This window comes from Isosphaeraceae bacterium EP7 (assembly GCA_038400315.1).
Lineage (GTDB): Bacteria > Planctomycetota > Planctomycetia > Isosphaerales > Isosphaeraceae > EP7.
The window spans coordinates 3,642,248-3,659,150 of sequence record CP151667.1; the positions used below are offsets into that span (position 1 = coordinate 3,642,248).

General features: G+C 67.2%; 16 protein-coding genes. 6 read left to right on the top strand and 10 right to left on the bottom strand.

Features of this window, described 5'->3' with window-relative positions; translation table 11 throughout:
• Nucleotides 1-9 precede the first annotated feature (9 nt).
• The 7 genes from EP7_RS14080 to EP7_RS14110 form a co-directional block, all read right to left on the bottom strand.
• A complete protein-coding gene (locus EP7_RS14080) occupies nucleotides 10-1,203 on the bottom strand; it encodes an FG-GAP repeat domain-containing protein (protein ID WP_463521711.1) in 1,194 nt (397 codons plus the stop codon).
• A 35-nt stretch (nucleotides 1,204-1,238) separates the two neighbouring features.
• On the bottom strand, nucleotides 1,239-2,111 hold the full coding sequence (locus EP7_RS14085) for a hypothetical protein (protein WP_463521713.1): 873 nt from the start codon (nucleotides 2,109-2,111) through the stop codon (nucleotides 1,239-1,241).
• 78 nt (nucleotides 2,112-2,189) lie between these two features.
• Entirely contained in the window at nucleotides 2,190-3,272 is a 1,083-nt protein-coding gene (locus EP7_RS14090; RefSeq protein ID WP_463521715.1) for a hypothetical protein, read from the bottom strand.
• Between the two features lie 40 nt (nucleotides 3,273-3,312).
• Nucleotides 3,313-4,002 (bottom strand): HAD family hydrolase, encoded by a 690-nt coding sequence (locus EP7_RS14095; protein ID WP_463521717.1) that lies wholly within the window; start codon nucleotides 4,000-4,002, stop codon nucleotides 3,313-3,315.
• Between the two features lie 287 nt (nucleotides 4,003-4,289).
• Nucleotides 4,290-4,877 (bottom strand): hypothetical protein, encoded by a 588-nt coding sequence (locus EP7_RS14100; RefSeq protein WP_463521719.1) that lies wholly within the window; start codon nucleotides 4,875-4,877, stop codon nucleotides 4,290-4,292.
• A gap of 20 nt (nucleotides 4,878-4,897) precedes the next feature.
• Nucleotides 4,898-6,442 (bottom strand): extracellular solute-binding protein, encoded by a 1,545-nt coding sequence (locus EP7_RS14105; protein WP_463521720.1) that lies wholly within the window; start codon nucleotides 6,440-6,442, stop codon nucleotides 4,898-4,900.
• A 226-nt stretch (nucleotides 6,443-6,668) separates the two neighbouring features.
• Nucleotides 6,669-7,352 (bottom strand): hypothetical protein, encoded by a 684-nt coding sequence (locus EP7_RS14110; protein ID WP_463521721.1) that lies wholly within the window; start codon nucleotides 7,350-7,352, stop codon nucleotides 6,669-6,671.
• A gap of 1,047 nt (nucleotides 7,353-8,399) precedes the next feature.
• Between EP7_RS14110 and serS the strand changes: the two genes are divergently transcribed.
• From serS to EP7_RS14140, 6 genes are all read left to right on the top strand, one after another.
• Nucleotides 8,400-9,692, top strand: a complete 1,293-nt coding sequence (gene serS / locus EP7_RS14115) for a serine--tRNA ligase (protein ID WP_463521722.1) — start codon at nucleotides 8,400-8,402, stop codon at nucleotides 9,690-9,692.
• Between the two features lie 40 nt (nucleotides 9,693-9,732).
• Nucleotides 9,733-11,118 carry a magnesium transporter gene (gene mgtE, locus EP7_RS14120; protein WP_463521723.1) on the top strand — a complete coding sequence of 462 codons (1,386 nt, stop codon included), beginning with the start codon at nucleotides 9,733-9,735 and terminating at the stop codon, nucleotides 11,116-11,118.
• A gap of 80 nt (nucleotides 11,119-11,198) precedes the next feature.
• Nucleotides 11,199-11,948: a creatininase family protein gene (locus EP7_RS14125; RefSeq protein WP_463521725.1), complete on the top strand. Its 750-nt coding sequence runs from the start codon at nucleotides 11,199-11,201 to the stop codon at nucleotides 11,946-11,948.
• Between the two features lie 107 nt (nucleotides 11,949-12,055).
• Nucleotides 12,056-12,298: a ribbon-helix-helix domain-containing protein gene (locus tag EP7_RS14130; protein ID WP_463521727.1), complete on the top strand. Its 243-nt coding sequence runs from the start codon at nucleotides 12,056-12,058 to the stop codon at nucleotides 12,296-12,298.
• Between the two features lie 760 nt (nucleotides 12,299-13,058).
• Nucleotides 13,059-13,346: a type II toxin-antitoxin system Phd/YefM family antitoxin gene (locus tag EP7_RS14135; RefSeq protein WP_463521729.1), complete on the top strand. Its 288-nt coding sequence runs from the start codon at nucleotides 13,059-13,061 to the stop codon at nucleotides 13,344-13,346.
• A complete protein-coding gene (locus EP7_RS14140; RefSeq protein WP_463521731.1) occupies nucleotides 13,346-13,657 on the top strand; it encodes a type II toxin-antitoxin system RelE/ParE family toxin in 312 nt (103 codons plus the stop codon). The genes EP7_RS14135 and EP7_RS14140 overlap by 1 nt, the downstream gene beginning before the upstream one ends.
• Nucleotides 13,658-13,671: 14 nt before the next feature.
• Here EP7_RS14140 and EP7_RS14145 read toward each other — a convergent pair whose 3' ends face one another.
• The 3 genes from EP7_RS14145 to EP7_RS14155 form a co-directional block, all read right to left on the bottom strand.
• Nucleotides 13,672-14,727, bottom strand: coding sequence for a hypothetical protein (locus EP7_RS14145; protein WP_463521733.1), 1,056 nt, complete (start codon nucleotides 14,725-14,727; stop codon nucleotides 13,672-13,674).
• Between the two features lie 99 nt (nucleotides 14,728-14,826).
• Nucleotides 14,827-15,309, bottom strand: a complete 483-nt coding sequence (locus tag EP7_RS14150; RefSeq protein WP_463521735.1) for a hypothetical protein — start codon at nucleotides 15,307-15,309, stop codon at nucleotides 14,827-14,829.
• 201 nt (nucleotides 15,310-15,510) lie between these two features.
• Nucleotides 15,511-16,857, bottom strand: coding sequence for a di-heme oxidoredictase family protein (locus EP7_RS14155; RefSeq protein WP_463521737.1), 1,347 nt, complete (start codon nucleotides 16,855-16,857; stop codon nucleotides 15,511-15,513).
• Nucleotides 16,858-16,903: the final 46 nt, after the last annotated feature.

The window sequence follows — 16,903 nt, forward strand, 5'->3', positions numbered from 1 at the left end:
GGCCCTCGATCATGGCGTCGGCTCGGCCTTGAGGGGCTTGTACCAGACGAGGTTATGCGTCTTTCCGCCGATGGCCACGACGTCGGGCGTGCCGTCGCCGTCGAGGTCCCCCCCGCGCAGGTCCTGGGCGGCGATGGCGGCGTCGACGACGGTTTTCGTCCAGGCCTTGCCGTCCCAGTCGTAGGCGAAGACGCTGGTTCCCTTGCCCCGGAAGCCGGCGAAAATCTCGTCATCACCGTCGCGGTCGACGTCGGCCACCCAGAGGGCGTGGCCGTCGACGAGGGACGCGTCGAGGACCTGCCGCTCGCCGAATCGGCCCGAGCCGGGCTCGGTCTCGGGGCAGATGACGACCTCGGTGCCGTGCCAGGGCTCGATGGTGGCCAGGAACCTGCGGCCCCCCTTCATCCGGCCGAGGTGGACCTCGCTGGAGCCGGTGCGCGGGGCCGACTGGGGGGCGCCGGGTGCCAGCTTGGTGACGATGAACTTGTCCTTGGCCGGGCGGTCGACCTGGACGCGGGACACGCCGCCCTGGCTGGCGGTGAGGATGTCGGATCGGCCGTCGCCGTTGTAGTCGATCACGTCGATGGCGTGCATCACCGGGAAGGCGGGCTCGAGCGTGCGGCCGGCCCATTCGACCTCGCCCTGACCCGGCCTGGGCCGGAAGAGCCTGAGCGTTGCGCCTTCCTGGTCGAAGGCCGGGCCTTTGGCCGATCGGCCGAAGATGGGTGCGACGACCAGGGTGGGGCCGGGGCCGTCGCCGAAGTTGCCCGAGCGCAGGCGGTGGATGCTCCCAAGGTCGGCCAGCTTGCGGAAGCTCCAGCCGCCGTCGGGCCCTTCCTTCTGGGTGGCCAGGCCGAGCTTGCCCCTGGTCGGGTCGTTCATCGAGAACTCATAGGCGATGGCGACCTCGGCGCGGCCATCGCCGTCGAGGTCGGCGGTGGCGGTGCTGATGATGCCCGGAGTCTGCGTGCCGGATGTGATGATGTGCTTCGTCCAGCTCGGATTTTCATACCAGGCGCTGGTTCCGCCACCCAGGCCGACGACGTCGGGCTTGCCGTCTCCGTTGACGTCGGCGACCTCGACCTGGTAGCCGTCGGGGATGGATTCGTCGAGGACGAACCGGTCGAATTTAAGGGAGCCGGCGAATGCCGGGCCGGCACCCATCAGGGCGAGCGCGAAGGCGGCGGCGAGTCGTCGGTTCATGCTGGGTTGCCTCGGACTAGGTCGGTCGAATTCGTTTATTCGAGGGTCTTGATGCCCCAGCCGGCGGGGGCCCCGGCGGTATCCTCGGGCTTGACGGCGAACTGGCTGATGTCGATGTCGTCGCGGATGTCGCCTTCCAGGCCCTTAAGGCGGTTCTCGAGCTGGGCGACCCGCTGCTCCAGGAGGATGATCCGGGCCTCGACCTCGTCGGCGCGGCGGGGTCGAGGGACCTCGGGGTAGCCGAGCTGGCGCTGGAGGGCCGAGAAGAGGTAGAGCGGATCTCGGCCGCGGTTGGCACGCGCGATCCGGCCTTCCTTCTCGCCGAAGAGGATGGGGAACTTGGGGATGTAGTCCGGGGTGCGGCGGAGGCAGTCCTTGACGTAAAGCTCGGACCGGACGTAGATGAGGTCGGCGAAGTCGACGTCGCCGAGCCGGGCGCGGAGCAGCCTGATGTAGTCGGACCACTCGGCCGAGTAGAACGGGTCGTCGGCCATGGCGGCCAGGCCGGGTCCGTAGCCCAGGCGGTTGCGGGAGAGGGCCTCGAACTGGTAGACGAACAGGCCGGGGGCCGAGGGACCGTCGGCGCGGTACTTGGACTCGCGCTGGAGGATGAGCAGGGCTTGATCCATCGAGAACCGGCTGAAGTCGAGCTCGGCCTGGGCGATGACGTGCGTCTGGAAGGGGGCGAAGTAGTGGCCCAGGCGGGCCATCGCCGGGCTCATCAGGCCGCTCCCCTTGACCTCGCTGAGCAGGAACGAGACGGCCATGGGAAGCTTGGTGGTGGTCAGCAGCTCCTCGCCGATGCGCGCCAGGATGTCCTGCGAGGGAACCCCGTCGAGCATCCGCTCGCGGAAGGCCTCGAAGAAGTGGGCCTGCTCGATGTATTCCTCGCGGTCGAGAACCGGCATTCGGCCATCCCCCACGTCTCGGCGCGGTGCCCGGCGGTCGCCGGCCCTTTGGTTCGATTGTAACCCGACGTCCTCGCTTCAGGCGACCGGCCGGGGGGGCTCCCAGAAGGCGTCGGCCGACCTGGGCCTGGACCGCGCGTAGAGCAGGGCCGCCGCGGCGAACAGGCCGACGGCCAGCAGCTCGGGCGAGAGCGACGAGGCGGCCGTGCGCAGGAGCCGGCCGTAGATCGAGAAGCCTTGCTCGGCCTGAGACTCGAAGTCGAGCCGGTAGAGCCGCAGCAGCGCCTGGCCGAACGGCAGGACCACCGCCAAGCTCGCCGCGACGATCGCCGCGCGAGGTCGCCGGACCTGGATTTGCAGCGGGATGGCCGCGAGCCGGACGCCCCCCTGGCGAATCACGACCTGGGCATGCTCGATGTCGCCGACCACCTTCGGGGTGACCCAGAACGTGGCCTCGACGTCGCCGGCCTCGATCCGCAGGGGCATGCGCGGCGGGTAGCAGTCGCAACCGGGAAGGATCGGCTCGACCTCGACATCGGAGCCGATGGCGATGTCGAACGGGTCGGCGGTGCGCTGGTCGACCCCGGCGCGGTCGATGGCCTCGACGGGGTCCTTCGACACGATGACTCGCAGGGGGAAGAGGCGGTCGGGGTTCATCCGGCGGAAGTAGCGGACCGTCCCCAGGCGCCTGACCGCGGGGACTTCCGGGGCGGGCGGTTCGACCCGGATCTCGGGCGAGAGGCCCGAAGGCGGGAGCGGCGATGCGGGCGAGACGAGCATAGGGGGCGCGAGAAAGGGGGGCACGGCCGGCGCGGGCGGGCCTTGGAGCGGTGGGACACGGATCGGCCCACGGGCAGGGGGCGTGTCGGGGCGGTTGATCTCGGGACTGGGAAGGGGCTCGCCGCCGGGCCTGATCCGGACGTCCAGCCGGATCAACTCCCAGTCGGCCGCGCCCGGGATGGCCCCGTCGACGGTCTGCCCCCAGTCGAGCACCTCGCGGCCGAACCGGACGACCCAGGCGGCGGTGTCCGGCCAGAGGCCGTGCTGCCTGAGGACTTCGCGCACGACCTCGTCGAGCCGCGCGGAGGCGGGCCTGGTCAGCCGTTCGGCGTAGGTCCGGCCTTCATACTCGACGACGACGTGCAGGCGGATCTCGGCCATCGACGGTTGGACCTCGTGGGAGGAAGCGTTGCGGGCCAGGTCACCAGTCGATCGTGGCGACCGGGGCATGGGCCAGGTCGGCGGCGGTCCAGTCGGCCTCGGAAAGCTGGTCGGCCTTAAAGGTGGTGGTCAGCCCCAGGCAGCGCATGCCGGCCGACTTGGCGGCGGCCACTCCGGCGATGGCATCTTCCACGACGAGGCAGTTGGCCGGCGGGAGATTCAGGCGGCGGGCGGCCTCAAGGAAGATGTCTGGGGCCGGCTTCTTGCGGGCGACTTGCAGCCCGTCAACCACCGCGTCGAATCGGTCCGGGGGCAGGCCGATCGCGGAGAGATTGGCGTTCACCTTGATGGCATCTGCGCTGGAGGCCACGGCGATTGCCAGCCCTCGGCGACGGCACTCGGCGACGAAGTCGTGGACGCCGGGCAGCGGCCCGAGCTTCCCCTTGATCAGCTCGATGTAGATCGCGTAAGTCCGCGCCTTGTCGGCGACCGGGTCGAGCGGGATGCCCAGAGCCTCGGCCGGGCCGCCGATGAACCGATCCTCGCCCATCCCGACGAACGGCCGATAAGCCTCATGGCCGACGGTGAAGCCCTTCTCGGCGAACATCCGCGAGGCGGCCTCGGCGATGAACGGCTCGGAGTCGACGAGTACCCCGTCCATGTCGAAGATCACCCCCCGCAGGAGTCGTAAGGTCGTCGGGGGGGCGTCGTGGGGAATGGTCGAGGTCATCGTCGGTCCAGTGCATCGTTAGGTCGGTCATTCCGCCCTCGACAGAACCCTCGCGCCGAGTTGGGTTCGTTCCGCGCCGAGTTGGGTTCGTTCCGCGCCGAGTTGGGTTCGTTCCGCGCCGAGTTGGGTTTGATCTGGTGGTCCATGTGGGGCTTGAGATTACGTTGGTTTTCGACAAAGGCCCATTGAGATAGTCCTGAGGGATGAGGGTTTTGTCCTGCCTATTTTGGGGATCGGCAAAAATAGGCTTGAATGGTGATTTCTGGCATCAAACCGGGTCTGGGGGTTCAGTTGACGAGGTTCGGGACAGGGAGGAGGGGGTACTGGGCTTCGTCCAGGAGTGTGGTGGTGGTCAGGTGGGGGTAAGGGGTGAAGAAGCGGGCCGCCAGGCGGGGGGAGCCGAGGGTGCATTCCTTTTCGAGGACGTAGTACTTGTTGTACTGGTCGATGAGGCGGTTGGCACGGTCGAGGTCGAGGGCGCGAAGGAAGGCGGACCAGCGGCGGTTGAAACGCTCCAGGCTGGCGATCAGCTCGGCGGCGATGGTCTGGATGCGCCTCGGCGAGAGGGGCTGATCGGCCCAACGGGGGGGCTCGGCGCCGGCGAGGGGCCAGAGTACTTCGATGGGGCGGTCGAAGGCGGCGGGCCAGGCTTCGGGGCCGGTCACGGCGCGGGACCACTGGCGGAGGCGGACCTGGACCATGTCGAGCATGCCGGCCCGCTCGCGGCGGCAGCGGTCGTGCAGGCGGGCCAGGACGTGTTCCAGCTCCTGGCCGCGGCGGGCGAAGGCTGGGGTGTCGAACAGGCCGACGAGCTGGCGCAGCTCGGTGTCGACGTTGCCCATCGGGGTCGAGTCGTATCCAGCGTCGTCGGACATGATTGATCTCGCCCGTGAACCTAGCGTGCGGGGGGCTGGGCGGCGGTTTCCAGGGTGTTCAGGGTCCGGCGGTAATGCCAGACCTGGCGGGCACGGCCGAGGAGGTCGGTGCGCCGATCCCAGGAGGCCGAGACCTCGGCCAGGGCCTTGTCGGCGGGCGTGCCGGCGAGGGCCGCGAGTCGGCCTTTGGTCAGGTCGGACAGGTAGCCGGCGGCGTCGTGAATGCGCAGGCCTGGGAGGACCCGAGGGGCCCGCAAGGTCTTCTCGACGGCCTCGGCCCACTGGCGGGCGTCGACGCCGGGGGCCGATCGTGGATTGGGCAACCCCTGGCGGAGCTGGGCGTTGCGGGTGGCGAGCTGGGGAGCGACGCGGTCGGCGCGGAGGCGATTGGTGGTGTCGGGGCCGGCCAGGAACAGGGCGAAGTCGAGCGCCGCAACGCGGGACGGGCCGTCGAGCTTCGCCGCCACCCCCACGAGCCAGCCCCCGCCGTCGGGCAGATAGCTGGCCTGGTTTGGGGACTCGGTCGATTCCCAGGCCTTGCGGGCGGGATCGTAGACGCGGGACGAGCCGGGCAGGGGGGCGACTGCGATCGCGTTGGCGTCGCCCCATTCGGAAGCACGCTCGGCGCGGTCGACGAGCATCGCCACATTGCCGGCCGCGAACGCCGCACGGGCGGCTTTGGCGTCGAATTTGTTCATGCCCGGCGGGCCCGATGGGGCGAGCTTGACGAGGGCAGCCATCGCTTCCACGAACGGGGGGGACGCGACGCGCGGGACCATCGTGTCGGACTCGAACAGGTACGAATACTGGTCGCGATGCTGGCCCGCGGCGGCCGCTCGGGCGAGGAAGAGGGCGTCGGCGGTCCCCTCGGTGTCGTCGCCCAGGGCGAGCGCGATCCCGAAGTCGGGCTGGCCGTCACCGCTCCAGTCCTTGCCGTTGAGCGCGGCGGCCAGGGCGTCGAGCTGACTCCAGGTGGCGGGAGGGGCCAGCTCGACCTTGGCCGAGCTGGCGGCGGCCTTGCTGGCCTCGGAGTCGAGCGCCGCGCGATTCATGACGAGGACGAACCCGGTGCCGCCCAGCGGCAGGGCGAACCGATCGGCGCCGTAGTGGGTCACCTGGTCGCGATAGACGGGGATCAGGTCGCCGGCCTTGAAGGAGTCGGTCTCCTCGACTTTGGCCGGATCGGCCGTCGATTCGGATTCGGCCCTGGGTCTGGGCTTGAGAGCCAGGTCGGGGATGACGGCCAGGACGCCGGCGTCGACGAGGTCGCCCAGGCGTTCGCCCGGGAAGATGAGGAGGTCGACGCCTCCGAGGACCTTGAGGTCCACGGGTTCCTGGCGGACGCTGACCTCGGCTCCTCGGGTGGCCGCCCATTCGCCTCGCTGGCCTTCGACGGCCGATTTCAGGCCCTCGGCGCCGACCATCCCGACGACGAGCTTGACCCCCTTGAACGACGCGGCCTTGCCCACGCCCGGCTCGTCGGCCGCCGGCCCGCCGCAGCCCGATTCCAACACCAGGGCCAACAGCAGGCCCGACACCAAGGCGACTGATCGCATACCCAGCATTCCGATCGAAGCTCCCGGGCCCGGAATCCGGAGGCCCCGGCCGATTCGCCATGCGACGAGTCGAGCGGGCCAGACCATGAGGAGATGGTACGACGGCGGGGCTTGGCGGGTCAAATCGACGCGGGCGGGCGTCCCCAGGGCGCGCGACGGAGGCGGTGCGAGGGTGGCCATCGGGCCCGCCTCGTACCGCCTCGGTTGTCCCGTTAGGTTCTCGAAACGGGCCGGCTCAGACGTCGATGCCCAGGCGGTAACGCAGCTCCTCGAACTGGTCGCGGTAGACGTCGTCGGTCGAGTGGAGATGCTCGGCCTCGGAGATGAATTTGAGGGTGTCGTCCCGCTTCATCCCGTGGCTGAGGAGGATCTCCTCGAACGGGTCGAGGTCATGGGCGTAGACGAAGAGGAGCTTGTGCTCGTCGAACTGCACTTCCATCGGGCCGCCGGGGTTCAGGGCGGCCAGGCCGGTGCAGCCGTCGTGCAGCAGCAGCTGCTCGTAGTCGTACAGGGTGCTCTTGAGGATCACCGTGTCCATGTGCTCGCGGTACATATCCGCGTGCGAGCCCGGCTCGCTCTGGTGGCTGGACTCCATGACCACGTCGACCTCGTCGCCCAGGGGGTCGAGAAGGTCCATGAGCACGTCGAAGAGCTTGTCGGCCGAGACGCTGGCCGCCAGGACGGGCATGGTGCTGCCCGACTCGGGGTCGCGGTACACGTCGCGGCGATACCCTTCGCGGGGGATCACCTCGAGGCCGATGGACGGCCGGACGGCGTCGGTGAGCGTGAATTCGCCGTACTGCCCGACCTTCAGGTGGGCGTCGAGCTGATCCTGGCTCAGATCATCGAAGCTCGTCCGGGGCATGCGACCGGGATTATTACGCAAGACCCGCTCGAGGAATCGCTGAATAAAGCTCATGGGAAAGGGTCCCCTCCTCCCGCAGACGATCATAGAAATAGATGAATGCGAACTGCTAACCTTGGTCGTCGTGTCGGGCCGCCATGGGAGGTTAAGTTCCCGTGACTTGGCCATCCTAGGCGGTTGCCTGACACTGCGTCCGAGGGAGTGAATACCCGCCGAGGGGACGGTTGCCTTCCCGTGGCAACATGACACTGCGGTACTTCTCTATATACCACGTCTGGCGTCGAAAATCTGACGAAGTTGCGAAACAGAGTGGAGCAAATCCGAGAGGCAGACCGACGCGCCAGAAGGCATCCGTTGATCCTCCCAGGAGGGCCGTCCGGACGGCTTGGCGTTCGACTCGGGAGAACTTGAGAGCAAAGTGCGTGCCTAAAGTCTCCCGGGGATGGGCGGCCGATAAATCGGCAGGTACCTGACAGGACTTGAGTCGAAAAATAAATTCAAGTTCGGGTTGCACTGCCCTGTGAGCAGTGACAAAAGTTCATCGGTTGCCCTCATTTCTTGTAACTATTTCCGGCGTCGATCGCGAGGATTGTGGCAATCCTGGGGTTCGTCCGTCGTGTCCCGTCAACGTCCTCGTGTTTCGCCACTCGGGTCAGCAAGGCACTGCCCCGGCGGCGCCACGATTCGCCCTCGTCGAGCTGTCTGTTGAAGGGGTTGCGACGAGAGATTGGATTTTTCGACGCGATCTGGGGAGATGATTGGTTTGCGGGGTTTATAGGGGAAAAATTCCGCGAGGCGAAGGCCCTTGATCCGGGTCGGAGGAGGGTTTGGCCGGGTCGGCCGTCGCCCGGCCGTCGGGGTCTGCTATACTCTCGGTCCGCCCGGGGTTAAGGTGCCGAGTCGGCCGCGTGCCGCTTGCCCAGCCCAACGGCGATCGTGGCCCGCCTCGGCCCCTGGAGGCCGGCGGCCAACGGTTCGGCCGGATTAGGGGCGTGGTCGCCGCGGCCTTGAGCCCCGAGGGGCGAGAAGAACCCGGCCCTTTGACTTTGATAGGCATCGTCGCGTCGGCTCAAAGACGTCGAAGTGGAAGCGAAGGCCCCCATGCTCGACCTGAAATTCGTCCTGGCCAACCTCGACGCGGTCAAGAAAAACTGCCTCGACCGCAACGTGGCGCCCGATGTCGTGGGCGAGCTGGACCGGATCGTGGACCTCGACGGCCGGCACAAGGCCTTGCTCCAGCAGGTGGAAGGCATCCGCCGGCGGCAGAACGAGGTGGCGCAGGCCACCGGCCGCGAGAAGGACGGCCACGCGCGGTCCGAGCTGGTCCTCGAGGGGAAGCGGCTGAAGGCCGAGGTCGTCGGCTCGGAAGACGAGCTGAAGGGGCTGGACGCCGCGCTGAGAACGTCGCTGGGGCGCATCCCCAACATGACCCACCCCGACACGCCCATCGGCGCGCTGGAAGGCGAGAGCGTCGAGTTGCGGAAGGTCGGCACGCCCCGCACGTTCGACTTCAAGCCGTTGGATCACGTGGAGATCGGCAAGCGGCTGGACCTGATCGACTTCGAGGCGGGGGCGAAGGTCTCGGGGCAGGGGTTCTACTTCCTCAAGAACGAGGCGGTGCTGCTGGAGCTGGCCCTCCAGCAATATGCGCTCAATATGCTGGTGAAGGCCGGGTTCACGCCGATCAGCACGCCCGACCTGGCGCGGGTGTCGATCCTCGAAGGGATCGGCTTCAACCCGCGCGGGGAGGAGACGCAGGTCTACTCGGTGGCCGACACGGATCTGTGCCTGATCGGGACGGCGGAGATCACCCTAGGGGGGATGCACGCCGACGAGATCCTGGACGAGGCGAAGCTCCCGCTGAAGTACGTCGGGCTGTCGCACTGCTTCAGGACCGAGGCGGGGGCGGCCGGCCGGGCGAGCAAGGGTCTCTATCGGGTCCACCAGTTCAGCAAGGTGGAGATGTTCGCGTTCACCACGCCCGAGCAGTCGGGGGCGATACACGCCGAGATCTTGCAGGCCGAGGAAGACTTCTTTGGCGGGCTGGGTATCCCGTATCGGGTCCTGGATATCTGCTCGGGCGACCTGGGGGGCCCGGCCTACCGCAAGTTCGACCTGGAAGCCTGGATGCCGGGCCGGGGCGAGGCGGGCGAGTACGGCGAGGTGACCAGCACGTCGGACTGCACCGACTACCAGGCGCGTCGGCTGGGCATTCGCTACAAGCCGGCCGGCCAGAAGGGGACTCGGTTCGTGCACACGCTCAACGGCACGGCCGTGGCCCTGAGCCGTGCCCTGATCGTGATCCTGGAGAATTATCAGCGGGCCGACGGCCTGGTGGACGTACCTGAAGTGCTGCGGCCGATCCTGGGCAGGGATGTGATCGGGCCGCGTTGACGACGTCGCGGGCCCGCCGCGACACGGGGAGAGTGCCTTGATGCTGCGGAATCCGCTGCTCGTGCCCGACCTGCGAGAGCTGCTGCAGGCCGGCGAGGACTCCGCGCTGCGCGAGTTCCTCGCCGAGTACCACCCGGCACGCGTCGCCGAGATCATCGAGGACCTCGACGAAGCCGAGGGGGACGCCCTCTACGCGCTGCTGCCCGGCCGCGAGCAGGCCGGCGTGATGAGCTACCTGGACCACGAGCGCCAGGAGCGCCTGGTCTCGGCGATGACCCCGACGCAGGCCGCCGCGCTCCTGCACCTGATGAGCCACGACGACCGGGCCGACCTGGTCAACCGGCTCGACGAGGACCTGGTCGAGCAGATCCTGCCCCACCTGGCCCAGGCCGAGCGCGACGACATCCGCAGGCTGGCCAGCTACGAGCCCGGCACCGCCGGCGCCGTGATGACCACCGACTATGTGACCCTGCCCCCCAGGCTGACGGTGCGCGAAGCCCTCGATCGGGTGCGGCAGGAGGCGCCCGACCGCGAGATGATCGACTACAGCTACGTCGTCGACACCAGGCGCAGGCTGTTGGGGTTCGTCTCGCTGAAGCGCCTGATTTTGGCCCGGCCGCATGCGATCATCGAAGACATCATGAAGCACGACGCGATCGTCGCGCGGGTGGACGAGGACCAGGAGGCCGTCGCCCGCACGATCGACCGCTACGACCTCTTCGCCGTGCCCGTGCTGGACGACTCGGACATGCTCGTCGGCATCGTCACCCACGACGACGCGATGGACATCCTCAGGCGCGAGCAGACCAAGGATATTCTGGCCTTCGGCGGCGTGACCAGCGACTCGGAAGGGACCGACGACCATCCCTACTGGCAGGGCAGCATCATCAACGCCGTCAGGCGCCGGATCGGCTGGCTGCTGATGCTCTTCTTCACCGGCACCATCACCATCTTCGTCCTGCGTTCGTTCAAGTATGTCGACCAGAGGTTCGAGCACCTGAACTTCGACGTCTTCGTCCCCCTGCTCATCGGCATCGGCGGCAACGCGGGCAGCCAGACCGTCGGCACGATCATCCGGGGCCTGGCCCTGGGCGAGATCTCCAAGGAGGACGGCTGGCGAGTCCTGGTGCGCGAGTGGCTGACCGGCACGATGATGGGCACGATGCTGGGCCTGATCGGCTTCTGCTTCGCCTGGCTGATGCACGGGCAGGTCCGATTCGCCGCCGTCATCGGCCTGACGATCCTGTGCATCTGCATGTGGGCCAACAGCGTGGGTGCCCTCGTCCCCCTGCTGGCCAGGCGCCTCGGCATCGACCCCGCGCTCGTCTCGGCCCCGCTCATCTCGACCCTGGTCGACGCGACCGGCCTGGTCATTTACTACCTGCTGGCCATCCTGATCCTGATCAATCTCCAGGCCTGGTTCTGAACGGCCCGCCTCTCCTCGCCGATCACCCCCGTCTCTCTCATCCCACCCCAATCCATCCCGCCCAGCGACGTGGAGCCGCCATGAAATTCGCCGAGATGACCGCACCGGCCCTGCGCAAGGTGTCCCGCGAAGAGACCTTGATCGTGGCGCCGATCGCCGCCTGCGAGCAGCACAGCCGCCACTTGCCCGTCTTCACCGACGCGATCCTGGTGGGCGCCGTCGCCGACATCGCCGAAGCGGCCCTGCCCGGACAGGTCCTGATGCTCCCGGTGCTCTGGATGGGCGCCAGCGACCACCATCTCCCCTTCGGCGGCACGCTGACGGCCCCGCTGCCCGTCTATGAATCCATGCTCATCGAGCTGCTCCGTCCGCTCCTGAAGGACGGCTTCCGCCGGATCATGCTCCTGAATGGCCACGGCGGCAACATCGACCCCTTGCACGTCGCGCTCCGCCGCCTGAACAACGACTACCCCGACGCCATCCTGACCGGTGCCGCCTACTGGGAGATCGCCCAGGCCGAGATCGGTGCCCTCTGCGAAGGCCCGCGCAAAGTGATGGGCCACGCCTGCGAGATCGAGACCTCGATGATCATGCACCTCCGCCCCGACCTGGTGCAGACCGCCGAAATCCTCGACGACCCCTGCCCCACCCCCGAAGGAATGACCGGCCTCTTCTGGGCCCGAGACTTCGCCCAGGCCACCGACCACGGGGCCGTCGGCTACCCCGAGCAAGCCAACGCCGCCCGAGGCGCCAAGATGCTGCAAGCCGCCGGCCAGGCCGTGGCCGCCGCCTGCAAGGCCGTGCTGGGGTTGCCTTTGCCGGGGAAGTGAATCGCTGCGGGCCGAGGTTTTTCGGTCATTTGCCGCCCAGAGGCCAATCTCTCCTTGGCACCTGGGTTACGATATCGGAAGGATCGGCGGCGAAGGAGGGACGGGAGATGGACCGGATCAACGTGCGGCTCGACCCGCACCTGAAAGAACAATTGGACCTGGCCGCGAGGGCCGAGGGTGTGAGCCCTTCGGAGGTTGTGCGGGCTGCGTTGAGGGAGCATCTCAAGGCGAAGGCGCCTCAGCCGGATTGCTTCGACCTCGCCCGCAAGCTCGGCATTCTCGGGTTGGCCAAGGGCTTGCCGACCGACCTCAGCACCAACCCAATCCATATGGAAGGATTCGGGGAGTGAATGTCTGGAGAGCCCATGACTTCAGGACATGGCGATGATCTTCAGCAAAGGCCGGCCCATTCCCCCGTTGACAAGAGGGCTTCTGTCGACAGTTCCTTCGTATCTCAGGTGGTCTGGCTGGCTGAATAACCAATGGAACGAGTCAGCCGTCGAACCGCTGTTGGCAACGAGATGTCAATCCACGGTTATCGAACTCTGGGAGGCAGCGTTACCAAATGCCTCTCACATCGAGCCGATGCTTACGGCGATCGGCGATGAGATGATCTGGAAGTCTCCTCGCTTCATCCCTCAAGATGAGTGTTTTATTGCGATGAAACTCTGGTGGCATGGCATCTCCGACTGTTGGGAGCGTGAGCGCTGCATGTGGGCGCTCGAGAGGATATGTGGGAAGAGGCCCCCGTCGTCGATCTTGCCTGATATTTCAGGCATGACTCTCGGAGATTTGTTCGGACATTTCCTGGAGAAGCCTCATCAATGAGAACGCCTGTCAAGCCGATCGTTCGCTCTTGAGAATGGCCGCACCATTAACAGCGCCCGGCCTTCGAGGCGGGCGAACTTCGGTCGGGGCTCGGGCGTCCACAAACGCTCCAAAAGCATTTGAAAGCGGGCTTTTCGCCTTCCTCCCACTCAACGCCGAAGACCTGCCCGAAATCGCGACAGTAATGAAACAGTACGAATGGATCGGACTCCTCACGGGCCGAGGTCCGGGTGAGATTTCTATCAAATATCATTCTTTTCGAGTCGCTACGGAGGCGAGATCATGGGCGCTGGCCGCGATGTCCATTCCCTGGTCGATTTCAAGAAGAACACCCCCGACTTCCTCAAGAAATTGAAGGAAACGGGGACGCCCATCGTCCTGACCGCCAACGGCAAGTCGGAACTCGTGGTTCAGGATGCCGTGGCGTATCAGAAGCTGCTCGATGCCTTGGAAGACGCCAAGGTTGCCGAGGGTATCCGGCGGGGACTGGAGGACGTTGCGGCCGGGCGTTTGAGTAGCCTGAATGAGTTCGAGGCTCACGTGAAGTCAACGCACGGGATTACGATCTGATGGACAAAATCCAGATAGCGGCCCAGGCACTTGTTCAGGCGGACGAAGCGCATTCGTGGTTGAGCGAGCATCTCTCGAAGGAGGTGGCGGAGACGTGGTATGGGGAGCTTTTCAAGCAGATCGGCACGCTGACGCTCTTCCCGACCCGCTGCCCGGTCGCGCCCGAATCCGGCGGATCGTCCGAGGTCGTCCGTGAGCTGGCATTCGGGATACGCCGTCATCCCCACAACTATCGGATCTTGTTCGTCGTTCGCGATGAGGTAGTCGTCATCCTGCACGTCCACCGCACGTCGCCCAGGGTGGTCGACTGATCGGATGCGGAACGTCAGGCCCCCCATCGTGGCCGGTCGCTGATCCAGCCCAGGGCGGCGGCGTGGCGGCGGTAGAAGAGGCCGAGGATTCTCATGACGACGAGGGCCAGGTCAAGGGTGATGACCCAGCAGGCCCAGAGGCCGAGGGCGGCCGTGATCGGGTGGCTGGCGTTGAGGGCGAAGTCGAAGAGGCCGATGGAGAGGGTGGCGGCTGCGCCGGCGACGAGGCAGGGGATCAGGTAGCCCCAGCCGACCCGGTAGATGGCCTGGATGACCGTGATCGGGTTCGCGGCGAGCGGGCTTTCGTGGAGCAGGGCGGCCATCAGGGCCATGAGGGCGTAGATGGCCCCGAGGGTTCCCAGCTCAACAAAGATGATGCGGTCGAAGAGGTCGATGTCGCCGCAGTAAAGCCAGTAGACCATCATGGGCAGGCCCCCGACGGCCAGGCCGGCGAAAAGAGCGATGAACCAGCGGCCCAGGCCTCGGCGAATGTCGTCGCCGTCCCACTGCGGCCATCGCGGGTGCTGGACCTCGCCCTGCGCGCTGGCGACGAGCACCCGGCCCAGGTAGAGCAGCATGTAACCCCCAAGGGTGAGGGTCAGCAGGGCGAAGGGTAGGCCCAGGATGATCGCGGGGAGGGCGAAGCCGTGGCCCGAGTTGCCCGTCAGGAGCGGGGCAAACAGGACGATCGTGGGCAGGGTCGCGACCCAGAGGACGGGCGGGTAGAAGAGGAGCAAGGCCAGGCATTCCTCGCCCCAGAAGGGGTAGAGGAAGCTGCGGGCCAGGGTGGTCTCGGAAGTCGCGGGGGGCTTGAGGAAGCCCCGTGAGCGAGGGGCGGCGGCGGCCTTGGGGCGGAACCGGCGGGCGATCGGCTGGTGGGGCTCGGGAGCCTTTTCGAGGGGAGCCGGGACGCGGACTTCGTGGGCCTCGGGGACCTGGAATCTCGCCCCGCAGGAGGGGCAGCGGCCAACCCGGCCGGGGGTTGCTCCGGTCGTCTTGAGGGTCAGGCCGCAGGAACAGATCAAGGAGCCTGGTGGGTTCATGGCCGGCTTGGTGCTCGGGTTGGACATTGCCGCACCTCTCAAACGGCCTCTGGTTAGGACAGGATGTGCTGGCAGGTGTCCATGACTACGGGCTTCGAAGCTTACGTCGCCCCGACATGCGCAAGATCACGACCTCGCATCCGACTCGTGGGCCACGGCCATCTCCGTCGGGGCAAGGCGGTGAACCCGGCGCAGCTGACGAATAGAGTGGGCCGCCATGAGCGACGAGATCGCGGCGGGGAAGGTCATCGAGAAGCCCAGCGACCATACCAGGTATCCGGTAACGAACCGGCATGAATTGAACGCGAAGCCGGGCGCGGAGAAGGAGCGGATCGTCTGGATCTTCGGTGCGAGGTTGGTTCGGGGGTTGACGATATATGGCCTGGGGAAGTCGGCGTCGAAGTCCGGCTCGCTGAAGAAATAGACGCTGCCATCCAGGACCTGCACATACAGAATGCCCCGACCCCAACGGTCGTTGATCAATGCATAGCAATCTTTCGGCCAGTTCGAAAGGAACGACGCAACGAGGAGGGTGACGGACGCGAAGAGCACGCCGCACGAGAGGAGCAAGCCCCATTCCGCGAAGGATCGGCGCATCGGCTGAGCCATGCAGAAGTCCCGGGAATTGATTGACTTGACTGATGAGCCGGTCTTACCAAATTCTCGTCGCCGAATGGAAGAGCTGGCTCGCACGCTTCGTGATCGAAGGATGGACGCGGCGGATGGGCCTTGCGGGGGAGGCGATTGCCCTCGGGCGTCATGCTTATGCGTCGCGAAAGCATGACGCCCGATCCGCCGTCCTGGTCCCTCCTAATTCGTCGTTCCAAGGTCGAGGGCGGCGATCTGCTCGATGGCCGGGGCTCGCAAGGTGCCGAGGAAGTCGAGGAGGCCCTGGCGTTCGGCGGGGGGCAGCTCGTCGAAGCGGCTGGCTGAGCCGACTGCCTCGCCTCCGTGGGCCTTGATGGCGTCTTCGAGGGTTTTCGAGCGGCCGTCGTGCATGTAAGGGCCCGAATCGGCCACCCCCCAGAGGGGCGGGGTCTTCCATTCCAGGGCCGATTGGGCCACGGCGCCGAAGGGAAGTGTGCCGGGCGGGAGGTCTCCGGGGGAGGGGGGTGGCGCCCCGTAGTAGCCCGTGCTGGAGGCCAGCTCGACGCCCATCTCGTGCAGGAGCAGGTCGGAATAGAGGCCGCTGGCCGAGCCGAGGTCGGGCGTGTGGCAGTCGGCACAGCCGACCTTGGCGAAGGCGCGTTCGCCCAGCTCGACGCTCGACCGTGACGAGACGGGGACGACCGAGCGCGGGGCGGGAAGGGCCCGTACGTAGTCGGCCATCAACTCGCACTGGGCGTCGGTCAGGTCGGGCCTGGCGGATTTGGGCATGTGTGCGGGGCTGGCCAGCGAGATGGCCTGCGGGCGGCTGGGGTTGGACAGGCCCAGCTCATTGGCGCAGGCGGCCCGGACGAAGTCGCCGAGGGTGGCGAATTCCCCCTTCCAGCCGAACCGGCCGATCCGGCCGTCGACGAGCCGGGCGACGCGGCCACGGACATTGGGGTCGAGGGCCCCGTTGAGGCCGACCAGCCGCGCGGCGGAGGAGTGTTCGCGCTGGTGGGCGATGATGGTCGAGTCGGTGACGGCGTCGATGATCCCGTCGCCGAAGAGGGCCGGCGTGTTGCGCTGGGTGATGAGGGCCGCGGCGGCGGACGCGGTGCCGGAGAGGTTCCGCGCATTGACCTGCTCCAGGGGCATCCAGGGCTTGGAGGGCAGGGTGGGGTCAACCTGCGCCATCGTCTCCTGGAACTCATCGGAGACGGAGTGGCGGTGGATCACGCCGATGGGAGGGCGTGGGTCGCCGGGCTTGGGGGCGAGCAGGCCGTAGACGGTGACGTTCTTGTCGACCGTGCCGCCGCCGCCGGCCCCGCCCTGGAAGTGGCACTCGACGCATGAGCGGGCGTTGAAGACCGGCCCGAGGCCGTCGCCGCCGGTCAGCCGGTCGCCGGCGGTCCAGTCGCGGCGGAAGAGGATCGAGCCGGCGCGGGCGGAGTCGGCCCTCACCGTCTTGGGGCCGGGGGTCAAGCCCCACTCGGCCAGCTTAACGAACGGGGCCAGCCCCAGGACCAGGGCCACCCCGTGAACGGCGCGCAGGCGGACACGCACGGCCATCGGTCGTCCTCCTCGTCTCGGATTCGTTCGGAAAAGCGGAAATACG